Annotated in this window: 9 protein-coding genes; 7 read left to right on the forward strand and 2 right to left on the reverse strand. The window is 53.3% G+C overall.

What is annotated here, in order from left to right; genetic code table 11:
* Window positions 1-102: 102 nt before the first annotated feature.
* On the reverse strand, window positions 103-723 hold the full coding sequence (locus tag F0P93_RS08140; protein ID WP_150875897.1) for a hypothetical protein: 621 nt from the start codon (window positions 721-723) through the stop codon (window positions 103-105).
* A 121-nt stretch (window positions 724-844) separates the two neighbouring features.
* Between F0P93_RS08140 and rsmA the strand changes: the two genes are divergently transcribed.
* The 7 genes from rsmA (at window position 845) to F0P93_RS08175 (ending at window position 10,918) form a co-directional block, all read left to right on the forward strand.
* Window positions 845-1,693 (forward strand): 16S rRNA (adenine(1518)-N(6)/adenine(1519)-N(6))-dimethyltransferase RsmA, encoded by an 849-nt coding sequence (rsmA, locus tag F0P93_RS08145; protein WP_150875898.1) that lies wholly within the window; start codon window positions 845-847, stop codon window positions 1,691-1,693.
* A gap of 81 nt (window positions 1,694-1,774) precedes the next feature.
* Window positions 1,775-3,127: a magnesium transporter gene (mgtE, locus tag F0P93_RS08150; RefSeq protein WP_150875899.1), complete on the forward strand. Its 1,353-nt coding sequence runs from the start codon at window positions 1,775-1,777 to the stop codon at window positions 3,125-3,127.
* 117 nt (window positions 3,128-3,244) lie between these two features.
* Window positions 3,245-3,697, forward strand: coding sequence for a D-aminoacyl-tRNA deacylase (gene dtd, locus F0P93_RS08155; RefSeq protein ID WP_150875900.1), 453 nt, complete (start codon window positions 3,245-3,247; stop codon window positions 3,695-3,697).
* A gap of 754 nt (window positions 3,698-4,451) precedes the next feature.
* Window positions 4,452-7,748 carry a SusC/RagA family TonB-linked outer membrane protein gene (locus F0P93_RS08160; protein WP_150875901.1) on the forward strand — a complete coding sequence of 1,099 codons (3,297 nt, stop codon included), beginning with the start codon at window positions 4,452-4,454 and terminating at the stop codon, window positions 7,746-7,748.
* A 19-nt stretch (window positions 7,749-7,767) separates the two neighbouring features.
* The gene (locus F0P93_RS08165) at window positions 7,768-9,540 is read left to right on the forward strand and encodes a RagB/SusD family nutrient uptake outer membrane protein (protein WP_150875902.1); all 1,773 of its coding nucleotides are present in this window, start codon (window positions 7,768-7,770) and stop codon (window positions 9,538-9,540) included.
* 140 nt (window positions 9,541-9,680) lie between these two features.
* The gene (locus F0P93_RS08170) at window positions 9,681-10,523 is read left to right on the forward strand and encodes an endonuclease/exonuclease/phosphatase family protein (RefSeq protein ID WP_150875903.1); all 843 of its coding nucleotides are present in this window, start codon (window positions 9,681-9,683) and stop codon (window positions 10,521-10,523) included.
* A gap of 29 nt (window positions 10,524-10,552) precedes the next feature.
* On the forward strand, window positions 10,553-10,918 hold the full coding sequence (locus tag F0P93_RS08175; RefSeq protein ID WP_150875904.1) for a DUF2237 family protein: 366 nt from the start codon (window positions 10,553-10,555) through the stop codon (window positions 10,916-10,918).
* 268 nt (window positions 10,919-11,186) lie between these two features.
* Here the strand turns inward: F0P93_RS08175 and F0P93_RS08180 are convergent, their stop codons facing one another.
* Window positions 11,187-12,455 (reverse strand): twin-arginine translocation signal domain-containing protein, encoded by a 1,269-nt coding sequence (locus tag F0P93_RS08180; RefSeq protein WP_150875905.1) that lies wholly within the window; start codon window positions 12,453-12,455, stop codon window positions 11,187-11,189.
* Window positions 12,456-12,517 lie beyond the last annotated feature (62 nt).

Consider the following 12,517-nt stretch of genomic DNA (forward strand, 5'->3'; position numbering starts at 1 on the left):
GGCCGGCCATGTCCTCAATCTGGATTTTGCCCTCAAACCCCTGAAGAGGCTAAAAAACTTCGGGAGAAAAGCTCCCCTTCAGGGGCTGGGGGCAAAATACCTTTAACCGTTTTTTTGTTTAGGCAGTAAATAAACAATCAGTAACAAAATCGCCAACACAATGGTATAAACGTCAGCGAGTTTGTCGGCTTCGTAGTGATCGCACCCCCTCATTAACAGGCTGGCAAATACTGTACAAACGACGATACCCCAGTAATTCGTACGTATGCGCCAGCGAGCCGCGCCCACACTGAAATAAATAAGCTCAATTAGCAACAGCACCCCCGCCATAACGGCCCACATAGAGTCGATCAGTTTCGGATTGCTGCCCACGCCGTCTTTGCGCGGCTCTCCCCCGATGTTGATCAACAACAGCAAGGCCAGTCCGGACAACGCCATCCCGATCCAGTTGAGCAAACCCACCCGGGCGGACGGCAACCCCGCCGAACTCACCCGGGGCAAGGCATCCAGCGATTTTTCGACCGGCAGCGGTGGCCCCAATGGCCGGCGATCAGGCTGAAGAATGGGTATTGCGGCTCCAACCGGCTGTTTTTCGGCGATTTCATACGTCCAGACATGCCGGTAAACCGGATCGTCCTTGCGAAAAATATGAATCTGACCACTTGCATCCTTGAACAGCCCACATTCCGTCAACTCATCGTAATGAATAACACCTCTGTGCATGAATAAATGACGTATTACTCCGAAAGCGGTAAAATTAACCAATTCCCTCAGGAAATGCCACGAATTTTATACGGTTCCATCAACGGTCGGTGTACCTTTGCAAGATCAAAATTAGCAAATCATGCCTGTGCGATCTTACGGAAAACCTTCAAAGCGAACCACGTCAGACCGGGAACAGTCCTTCCGGGGTGATGCCGTTCGTGCTAAAAAACACCTGGGGCAACATTTTCTGAAAGACCTCAGCATTGCCGAACGCATCGCAGGGCTGCTTTCCGGCCACAATGGCTACAAAAGCGTGCTGGAAATCGGCCCCGGCATGGGCGTGCTGACGCAATATCTGCTCGGCCCCGACCTGCCGTTCACAACGCACGTCATTGAGATCGACAACGAATCCATCGCCTACCTTACCGCCCATTTTCCCATGTTGCGTGGCCGGATTCTGGACGGTGATTTTCTCAAAAAAGATTTATCCGTTCTGTTTCAGGAGCCCGTTGCCATCATCGGGAACTTCCCGTATAACATTTCGTCGCAGATTTTATTCAAGGTTCTAGACCATCGCCAGCAGGTACAGGAAGTGGTGTGTATGCTGCAACAGGAAGTGGCTCAACGCATTGCTTCCCCGCCGGGCAACAAGGATTACGGGATTCTGAGCGTTTTGTTACAGGCTTACTACGACATCCGGTATGAATTTACGGTGGATGCCAGTGTGTTTTCGCCCCCGCCGAAAGTGCAGTCGGGGGTCATTAGTCTTCGGCGCAACACCGTTGTCGCCTTGCCCTGTGACGAGAAAAAATTTGTTCAGGTGGTTAAACAAGGCTTCAACAACCGCCGGAAAACACTGCGAAATGCCCTGAAACCGTTAAACCCTCCGGAGTCCATGTTGTCTCATCCTTTACTGGATAAACGCGCCGAGCAACTGGGCGTGCCGGAGTTTGTTCAACTTACCTTGCTAATGATGAATGATGAATGATGAACGTTGGATTAACCGCCCAGGCAGCGTCATAAGCCACTCCATTCATCATCCATCGTTCATCATTCATCATTTCCATCCATGACTTTCGAGCTTACCAAAGAATACGTAGAGCACATTCAGACGGCTATCGAAACCCACGACGACACCACGTTGCGGGCGGAACTGGAAGAATTGCACCCCGCCGATATCTCCGGAATTCTCTACGAACTGGATACCGAAATGGCGCGGTATCTGCTGGCCTTGCTCGATAAAAAAGTGGGTTCCGAGATTCTGACGAACCTGGAAGTGATCGATCGCCGGGAATTTCTGCAAAGTTTTACGTCGGAAGAACTGGCGCATTACGTCGATGAGATGGATTCCGATGATGCCGTTGACTTGCTGAACGAGCAGCCCATCCAGACCCGCGAAGAAGTGATCGCTCTGCTGAGTGACCGCGAACAGGCCCGGTTTATTCTCGATCTACTTCATTACGACGAGGATGTGGCCGGCGGTTTGATGCAGAAAGAGTTGATCAAGGTCAACATCAACACGACGGTCAATCAGTGTATCGAAGAAATCCGGCAACAGGCTGAGAATGTGGAGAATGTCTATTCGGTCTATGTCATCGACGATGCCGATAAATTACTAGGGCGGGTTTCGTTGAAGAAAATTGTGCTGGCGCGGAAAAACGCCAAAATCGCCGACATTTACGAAGAAGATGTCATTTTTGTCGAAACCTACCGCCCGGTTCAGGAAGTGGCCGAAGTGATGCAGCGGTATGACCTGGACGCGGTGCCGGTGGTGAATGTGCAGGGGCGGCTGTTGGGTCAGATTACGATTGACGACGTGGTGGACGTGATCACCGAACAGGCGGAGCTTGATATTCAGGCCATTACCGGGATTACGGGGGACGTCGAAGAAGAGGATGATACGATCTGGAAACTCGTCGGCGCCCGGTTGCCGTGGCTGATTGCCGGGGCCGTCGGGAGCCTGATGGCGGCCACGGTGATCAATAATTTCAATTCTCAACTGAGCAAAATCGCGGCCCTGGCGGCTTTCATCCCCATTATTGGTTCTACGGGTGGTAACGTCGGCATTCAAACCGCATCGCTGATTGTCCAGAGCTTGGCGGAGAAGTCCGGCCTGAGCGCGACCGTTGGCCAGAGGCTGGCAAAAATGGTGCTGGTCGCCCTGATCAACGGTCTGATTATCGGATCGTTAGCCGGTTCTTATTGTATGCTGATCGGTGAACCACGCCTGGTTCCGGTGGTATCGCTGGCCCTGTTGGCGGTGGTTTTGCTGGCATCGTTTATGGGTACCATCACGCCCATTGCGCTCAACCGGTTCGGGATCAATCCCGCCATCGCATCCGGTCCGTTCATCACCACCGTCAATGACCTCATCGGCATCGGCGTTTACTTTTTGATTGCCAGTATGGTGCTGAGTATTTAAAAGTATTCGGTTTACGGTTTTCCGTTTACGGTGGCTGACGCGTGCTTGCTGTCGCACGTAGTGTAACGCGTTAGCCACCGTAAACGGAAAACCGTAAACCGTAAACCATTCGTCCCTGTGATTGCAGTCATCCAACGCGTTTCTGAAGCCTCCGTTACCATCGACGGACACATAAAAGGCCGGATCGGTACCGGTTTTCTCATTCTGCTGGGCATTACCCACGCCGACACCCACGAAGACCTCGACTGGCTGAGCAAAAAAATTGTCGGCCTGCGGATTTTTAGTGATGCCGACGACAAAATGAACCTGGACCTGAAAACCGTCGACGGTTCGATTCTGCTCATCAGCCAATTTACGCTTCACGCCAGCACCAAAAAAGGCAACCGTCCCTCCTTCATCGATGCCGCCCGGCCCGAAGTCGCCATTCCCCTTTACGAACAATTGATCCGGCAACTGTCGGCGGAGTTGGGAAAACCGATCGAAACCGGCGAGTTCGGGGCGGACATGAAAGTCGCCCTGGTCAACGACGGCCCGGTGACCATCGTCATCGACTCGAAAAACCGTCAATGATGCTACCCCCGGTTTATGGATTTAAACAAAATAACCGCCGGATTGAGTGTTTATCAGCCCACTGCTTTAGCTGTGGGCAAATTGAAGTGAAATCAAATCATTACGAAACCGTTTTAACGGTTTTGCCAGACCATGAAACCGTTAAAACGGTTCTGTAGCAGGGGGTTGCTTTTCGCTTTACCCACAGCTAAAGCAGTGAGCTGTTAAGTCCGGCGTTCATTTACCGGGGATAAAAATGACGTATTCCTACAGGATTTTAGACCATACCATTTAAGCGGCATCGTTCATCCGGCACAAAGTCCATGAATTTTTCTTGACCATTTATAGGGTGAAAATCACAATTTGTTAACTGGCTTCAGCATCCATAAAATTCAATTATCCCCTTACTTCGCAGCCGAATTGAAACCGGCAACCCGAAGAGCAACAATGCTCAATTATCTGAATAAAAGGCGCTGCAATTCAATTCTGGCCGTAAACTAACGTCTTAGTTTACCGTTCCTGCTCCTAAACCCTACAAAAGACGACCCGCACCGGGTACATGCGAAGACCATATGGTAATCTTATGATCAAATCACGTGATCTCATAGAGTAAAATAATCTAAGAAAGTCTTTCTTTAATCACACAATTCTGGTGTCTGATTATCAGTGCATTCATCCCGATCCCCGATGAGGTGCCGGGCAGTGTTGCTTTGATTTCACCCTACCATTCAACCGTTGTGAAAATAAACTAACCAATTTTTTATCTATCCATTTTATGAAAAAACGCATACGAAAAACCGGTCTTCTGATCCTGTTGCTGACCGGTTGTCTGGCTTCGGGGTACAGCCAGACAACACTCGCCTACGGAGGGCAAACCCGACCGGTGTCGGACCGGAAAGCGGTGGAAAAACCGGCTCCCGCTGAAGTCAACATTGAAGGACGCGTAACGGAAGGCGAAAAAGGCGAAGGAATACCGGGCGTCAGCGTGGTACTGAAAGGAACGACCAAAGGAACCACGACTGGTGCCGACGGTTCCTATCGACTGCTTGTTCCGAACACCGACGCGGTGCTCGTGTTCAGTTTTGTGGGCTACGAGTCGCAGGAAGTGGCGGTGGGCAACCGCACCAGCCTGAACGTTTCGCTGAAACCGGATACCAAAACGCTGAATGAAGTGGTGGTGGTAGGGTACGGAACGCAGAAGAAAGTGAACCTCACCGGGGCCGTCGATCAGGTGACGAGCGAAGTCCTCGAAAACCGGTCGCTGCCCAACCTCACACAAGGATTGCAGGGTACAATTCCGAACCTGAACCTGAAAATGGGTGACGGAAAACCGACCCAATCGCCGTCCTATAACATCCGGGGAACCACCTCGATTGGTCAGGGCGGCAGTGCGCTGGTGCTGATCGACGGGGTGGAAGGCGACCCGAGTCGGCTTAATCCGAACGATGTCGCTACCGTTTCGGTGCTGAAAGACGCGGCTTCGGCAGCCATTTACGGTGCCCGGGGGGCGTTTGGTGTGGTGCTGATTACGACCAAAAGCCCGACCAAAGACCGCACCAGCGTGACCTACTCGCTGAACCACTCGATCAAAAGCCCGACGAGCGTTCCGGATTTCGTAACGAACGGTTATACGTTTGCCAAAATGTTCAACGAGAGCTGGTCGGCCTGGAACGACTACTCGCAAACACCCCAGAACGTCAACAAAACCGTACGGTTTTCGCAGGCCTATCTGGCAGAACTCGAACGGCGCAACAACGATCCGAGTCTGCCCCGAACCGAAGTCGATCCGGCCACGGGCGAGTACGTTTATTACCACAGCACCGACTGGTACAAAGAATTGTATAAGAAGCAGAACAGCGCCACGGAGCACAACCTGTCGGTATCGGGAAGCAGCGGCAAGGCCGACTTCTACGTAACCGGGCGGTATTACAACCAGGAGGGTTTGTTCCGCTACAATTCCGATGATTACAACATCATCAGCTTACGCGCCAAAGGATCGGTTCAGGTGTTTCCGTGGTTGAAAGTGTCGAACAACGCCGATTTTTCGTCCATGAAATACCACAACCCGCTGAACGTCGGTGAAGGGGGCAGCATCTGGCGGAACATTTCGGACGAAGGCCACAACATGTCGCCGATGTTTAATCCGGACGGAACGCTTTCGTATTCAGCAGCTTATACGGTCGGCGATTTCTGGTACGGCAAAAACGGCATCGATATGGACAAGCGCGTTTTTCGAAACACCGCCGACTTTGCCACCAACTTCTTCGGTAACCAGCTTCGGGTGAACGGGAACTTCACGTTTCAGAATACCGACAATAACGAATACCGCACCCGCGTTCCGGTGCCGTACAGCCGTAAACCGGGTGTGATCGAATATGTTGGCACGAACACCAACGACCTCCAGAATATTTTCCGGGAAACGCTCTATACCGCGACTAACCTGTACGCCGAATACGAACCCAAAATTAACGAGAATCACTACGTGAAAGCGCTAGTGGGCTACAACTACGAGACGTCGAATTACCGCCGACTGGAAGCCGTTCGGAACGGGTTGATTTATGAAGATGCGCAGGACATCAACCTGGCCCTGGGGCAGGCCATCACCACCGCCGGGGGCATGGAAAAATGGGCGATTGTCGGCGGTTTTTACCGACTGAATTATTCCTACAAAGACCGTTACCTGCTGGAGGTGAATGGTCGCTACGACGGTTCGTCCAAGTTCCCGTCCGGCCAGCGGTATGCCTTTTTCCCCTCGGTTTCGGCGGGCTGGCGCGTGGTCAACGAGCCTTTCTGGAAAGTATCGCCGAAGTTCATTTCTGACCTGAAAATCAGAGGTTCCTATGGTTCGCTGGGCAATGGCACGATCGATTCATACTCATTCCAGGAAAAATTCTCCATTTCGCAGTCGGGCCGGATTCTAAACGGCGTGCGGCCCCAGCGAACCGGCCAGCCGAGTGTCATACCCGACGGGCTGACCTGGGAAACGTCCACCACCGCCGATCTGGGTCTGGATTTGGGTATGCTCAACAACCGCCTGACGCTGACGGCAGATGCGTACGTTCGGAAAACGACGGATATGTTTACGGTTGGCATGACGCTGCCTGCGGTTTTTGGAACCGACGTTCCGAAAGGAAATTACGCCGACCTGACCACCAAAGGCTGGGAAGCGGTTCTGGCCTGGCGGGATAAGGCCAATGTGGGTGGCAAACCGTTCGGCTACGAAGTCCGGCTGACGATGGCCGATTATACGGCGAAGATCGACAAGTATAACAACCCCAATAGACGACTGACGGATTATTACGCCGGTCAGACCGTGGGCGAAATCTGGGGCTATACGACCGAAGGATTTTTCACCTCTGCCGACGACATTAAGAATTCCGCCAAGCAGACGCTGTACAAAGCTTCCAACACCAACCAGTTGCTGCCGGGCGACATCAAATTCCGGGACATCAACGGCGACGGCGTGATCGATCCGGGCGACAACACCGTGGACAAACCAGGTGATAAAACCATCATCGGCAACTCGACACCCCGCTACACCTACGGGATTATGCTGAACGCCGACTGGAACAATTTCTTCTTCTCGGCTTTCTTTCAGGGCGTTGGCAAACAGGACTGGTGGCCGGGGGCGGAAGCCGGCACGTTCTGGGGAGCCTACAACCGCCCCTACAACCGGATTCCGACCTGGCACCTCGACAACATGTGGTCGGAAGCTAACCCGAATGCCTACTTGCCCCGGCCCCGGGGTTACGTAGCCCAGAACGGCGCGGGAGAACTGCGCCAGGAGCAAACCAAATACCTCCAGAGCCTGGCTTACCTGCGGCTGAAAAACGTTCAACTGGGCTACAGCCTGCCGAAACTGCTCATCAGCAAAGCCGGGATGAGCAGCGCCCGGGTGTTTGTGTCGGCCGAAAACATCTGGACGTGGGCCGCGCTCTACAAACGCACGAAAGATCTGGACGTGGAAAGTGCGACGGAATCGGACCGGGTATTGACCAGCGGAACGAGTGGAAACGGGCACAACTACCCGATTCTGAAGAGTTTCACGATGGGCCTGTCCGTTACTTTTTAATCTTACAACCAGCAACACCATGAAATTACAACACATAGGACTTCTTCTGGCTGGTCTGCTTTTCGCCGGATGCAGCGAACTGGAGCAGATTCCGGAATCTACGGCCTCTAAAAACTCCGTTTTCAGCAGTGAACGAGGACTGGAATTATACGCCAATTCGTTTTACGATAACCTGCCAACCGCCAACGACATCATCCGGAGCGACGAAATGGCCGATTTTGCAGCCCGGACGCAGGTGCCGGACTTGATTCGCGACGGAGCTTACGGTCCGCGCCAAAGTTCCGGCTGGTCGTGGACAGCTCTGCGGAACATCAATTACTTCATCGAAAACGCGACCAATCCCGCCATTCCAGCCGACGTCCGGCGGCATTACATCGGACTGGCCCGGTTTTTCCGCGCCCTGTTTTACTTCGACAAAGTGAAGCGGTTTGGGGATGTGCCCTGGATCAACAAGGCGATGGGTGTGACGGATCAGGATTTGTACAAAGGCCGGGATTCGCGCGTGATGGTGATGGATTCTGTGCTGGCCGATTTGAATTACGCGACGCAGAATATCCGCACAACCTCCGACAACTCGCGTACGCTCATTACCAAATCCGTCGCCAACGGCTATAAATCCCGAATCTGTCTGTTCGAAGGCACATTCCGGAAATACCAGACGTCGTACAAACTCGAAAGCACCGCCGAAAAGTGGCTGACGGAAGCGGTTGCAGCTTCCGAAGCGGTGATGAACGACGGCGGTTTTTCGCTGAACGAAGCCGGTGGCACTGACAAATCGTACCGGCAATTGTTCATCAACAAGACGCCCGTAACGAATGAAATCATGTTATCCGCCGTTGTCGATCCGGCGTTAAGCGTTTTTAACGATGCCAACTGGTGGTGGACCAGTGCGACGTATGGCGCGCGTGTCAGCCTGACGCGGACGTTTGTCAATACGTATCTGAACCTCGACGGAACACCGTTTACCAGCAAAGCCGGGTATAAAACCCTAACGTTTATGGAGGAAGTGAAAGGGCGTGACAAACGACTGCCGCAAACCATCCGGTCGGGCAACTACACCCGCGTCAATGGCGGAGCGGTGGAACCCGCGCCCCCGGTTTTCTCGTACACCTATACCGGGTATATGCCGATCAAATGGACGCTTGACGACACCTATGCCGACGGCGGAACCCGAAACGATAATTCGATTTCGATCATGCGCTACGCGGAAATCTTATTGGATTATGCCGAATCCAAAGCGGAACTCGGTACCTTTACGGATGCTGACTGGACCAAAACCGTGGGTGCGTTGCGGAAGCGGGCCGGTATTACGGGCGGTTTAACGGCCAAACCAACCGTGGCCGATCCGTACCTGCAAGCCACTTATTTCCCCGGCATCTCGGACCCCTCGCTGCTGGAAATCCGGCGCGAACGGGGCATCGAACTGGCGCTGGAAGGCTTCCGTTTCCCGGATCTGATTCGCTGGAAACGCGGGGAGCTGATGGAGCAGGTCTGGAACGGTTTTTATGTTCCGGCCCTCGACAAACCGATGGATTTGAACGAAGACGGCAAAAACGACGTGGTGTTCTACAAAGTGAAACCGGCGACGCAACTGGCGGGCGTCACCTACATCAACGTCGCGGAAACCGTCAATGGCGTGCCGAATCCGCAGCGGTTGTCGAACGACACCTCGGGCGAACTGACGTGGCTGAGCAACATTCCGCGGAAGTGGAACGATAAATATTACCTCTACCCCATCCCGGAAAACGACCGGCTGCTGAACCCGGCCATCGGCCAGAATCCGGGGTGGTAATAGAGAAAAAAGAGTTATTTCGCAGAGTTTAGCGGAGTAAATCAGAGTTTATCAGAGGAAGAAATTGCTTTTTTTCTCCGATAAACTCTGATTTGCTCCGCTAAACTCTGCGAAACATTTGTAAAACTAATCCTCAAAACATGAAACAAACGATCCTACTCCTGCTTTGCACCTTTATAATCATTCAAGACGGTTTTTCCCAGAAAGACACGCCGATTACCATTGCTACGTACAACATCCGCTACAACACCAAAAATGACGGCATCAACGCCTGGCCCAACCGGAAGGAAGAGGTCAAGGCCCTGATTCGGTTCCACGAATTCGATATTTTTGGCACCCAGGAAGCCCTGCGGGATCAGTTGGACGGGATTGCTGAACTGCCCGAATTTGCCTTTTTTGGGGCCGGGCGCGATGATGGACAACAAGCGGGGGAACATTCGGCCATTTTCTACAAAAAAGACCGCTTTGAAATTCTGAAATCCGGTAATTTCTGGCTGAGCGAAACGCCCGACAAACCCGGCAAAGGCTGGGATGCCACCTGCTGCAACCGCATTTGTTCGTGGGCGCAGTTCCGGGATAAAACCACGAAGAAGAAGTTCTACTTTTTCAGCGTTCACTTCGATCACCAGGGCGTGAAAGCCCGGCAGGAATCCGGCAAACTGATGGTGCAGAAAATAAAGGAAATCGCGAAAGACGAACCAGTCGTACTGGTGGGCGACCTGAACTCGACGCCCGAAACCGAGCAGGTGAAAGCCATCGAAACCATCCTGAGCGATTCGTACAAGGCCACGGCCCAGCCGCCCTACGGACCCGTAGGCACGTTCAACAGCTTCAAGTTCGACGCGCCCATGAAAAACCGCATCGACTATATTTTCGTCAAAAAAGGCATTGACGTGCTAAAATACGGCGTTTTGACCGACGCCAAAGACCAGCGGTATCCGTCCGACCACCAGCCGGTTGTGATCAAGGCCATTATCCGCTAACTTGGTCGTCCACTTTTTGTGCTGAATCCATGTCTGCCACGAACGTTTACGGTACGCCCTTAGAATGCTGTTGCACCAGTCCGGTAACCGGCTTTTTCCGCGACGGTTTTTGTCGCACCGATGAACAAAATGAGGGGCACCACCTGGTTTGTGCCATCATCACCCAGCAGTTTTTGAAGTTTTCCCGCAGCCGGGGCAATGATTTGATCACCCCCCGACCCGAACTGCGGTTTCCCGGTTTGAAGCCCGGCGACCGCTGGTGCCTTCATGTCCTCCGCTGGCGCGAAGCCTACGAAGCGGGCGTTGCGCCCCCGGTTCTGCTGGCCAGCACCCACCAGCGGGTTCTGGACCACGTAACGATGGATATGCTGCGGGAACTGGCGTTTGAGGAGTGAAAAGGAAGGGAATTATAAATGAAGAATGATGAACGCCAACTATTAGATGATGCCCTTGTCTAACAGTTGTTTAAGTGGCAGCGGCACGTAATGTTAATAGCACATGCGTGTTCTGAGCACTCCCGGCGTGCCGGAGGTACGCAACTAAGCCTATATAGCGTACCTCCGGCACGCCGGGAGTGCTCAGAATACGCATGTGCTATTAACATTGGACCCCTCCGGGGTCAGTAATCTCACAGTTTGCGTTATTTCACATTCTTTTCCCCTTCTATCCCTTCCAAACCGTCCGCAAATCCAGCAGATACAATTGCCGGCCGTTGCCGCCGTGGGTGGAGTCGATGCAAACGAAATTGCCGTCGTTGCTTGTGCGGGGGTGCAAATCGCAACGCCACTCGGCCACATAGCTCTCCCCGGCCGGGAAATGCCCGAGGTCGATCCGCCGGTCGGTGGGCAGGTGATAGAGGTAGGGTGTTTGATCCCGGCTTTTGGCATTGGCGTAGTTGTCGTTCAACAGCCATTCGTTGTTCCGCCCCGGCACATACGTCTGGTGGCCGTTGACGGGCATCTTGTCGGACTTAATCGGCTCTACTTTACCGGTTTTATCGCCCAGCAGATAGAACGACTGCGGCTGGCCTTCCGGTTTTGTAAACGCACAGATGGTGGTCGGATCGCGCCAGATGAAGTGCGACGTAAAACCGGAGGGATCGATGATGAAGCGGTCGGTGCCGTCGGGATTCATCGTAAACATGCGGGTGACGAAGTTGGTCCGGGCCATCACCTGCCGGTCTTCGCGTTTGGCCCGCCAGCGGTGCAGAAACGTCAGCCGGGACCCATCCGTATTGACCAGTAAATGATTGAACCAGTGAAAATTATCTCCCACCGATGCGCCGTTGTGCGGAATGGAAGCCGCGTCGGCCAGCGACAGAAGCAGGTTGGTCGTACCGGTTTTTAAATCCATCCGGTACAAACCGATTTCCTTCGGCGCCTTGACATCGTAATACGGATCGCGAATCCCGGCATACCCGTACCCGGGTCGCAAATCCTGAATCCGGCTAAACTCCGTGCCGATGGCCCAGTTACCGTCCGGACTCAGGGCGTACACCGCCATCGGCAACGTCCGTTTTTTGCGGGTGAACACATCGACGATGTGGCTGACATACTGATTGCCCACGCGATCGTTCCAGATTACTTCCGACGCCGAACCCGGCACCCACTGCAACATGCAGCCCTGCTGCCAGCCCCACGCCCGGCTTTCGCCCAGCTCCGTCCACGAATCGTTTTTCTGCAAATCGATCAGGCCAATTTGGATGACATCATCGCCCACCGGCGAACGGCCTTCAAAGCCAACTTTCATCCCCAACACGTAGCGATTCGACGGATCAAATTGGCGTTTGTCATAATACCCAAACCAGTGAAAACCGGGGCCTTTCGTCAGGGCCCGAACCGGAACCTCCAGCGGTTTCCCAGCAGCCTGCCCAAACGTCAGTCCGCCCAAACCGGCCACGGCGGTTGTTTTCAAAAAATTGCGTCGATGCATACAAAAGCGGCTTTGGGTGCTGATGATTCAAACACCCAAAGCCGCTGATGATCAATAATCTA

This window comes from Larkinella humicola (assembly GCF_008727875.1).
GTDB lineage: Bacteria > Bacteroidota > Bacteroidia > Cytophagales > Spirosomataceae > Larkinella > Larkinella humicola.

What these genes read in the sequence shown, in the direction of transcription:
- F0P93_RS08140 (WP_150875897.1), bottom strand. Translation starts at nt 723, where the DNA reads ATGCACAGAGGTGTTATTCATTACGATGAGTTGACGGAATGTGGGCTG.
- rsmA (WP_150875898.1), top strand. Translation starts at nt 845, where the DNA reads ATGCCTGTGCGATCTTACGGAAAACCTTCAAAGCGAACCACGTCAGAC.
- mgtE (WP_150875899.1), top strand. Translation starts at nt 1,775, where the DNA reads ATGACTTTCGAGCTTACCAAAGAATACGTAGAGCACATTCAGACGGCT.
- F0P93_RS08160 (WP_150875901.1), top strand. Translation starts at nt 4,452, where the DNA reads ATGAAAAAACGCATACGAAAAACCGGTCTTCTGATCCTGTTGCTGACC.
- F0P93_RS08165 (WP_150875902.1), top strand. Translation starts at nt 7,768, where the DNA reads ATGAAATTACAACACATAGGACTTCTTCTGGCTGGTCTGCTTTTCGCC.
- F0P93_RS08170 (WP_150875903.1), top strand. Translation starts at nt 9,681, where the DNA reads ATGAAACAAACGATCCTACTCCTGCTTTGCACCTTTATAATCATTCAA.
- F0P93_RS08175 (WP_150875904.1), top strand. Translation starts at nt 10,553, where the DNA reads ATGTCTGCCACGAACGTTTACGGTACGCCCTTAGAATGCTGTTGCACC.
- F0P93_RS08180 (WP_150875905.1), bottom strand. Translation starts at nt 12,455, where the DNA reads ATGCATCGACGCAATTTTTTGAAAACAACCGCCGTGGCCGGTTTGGGC.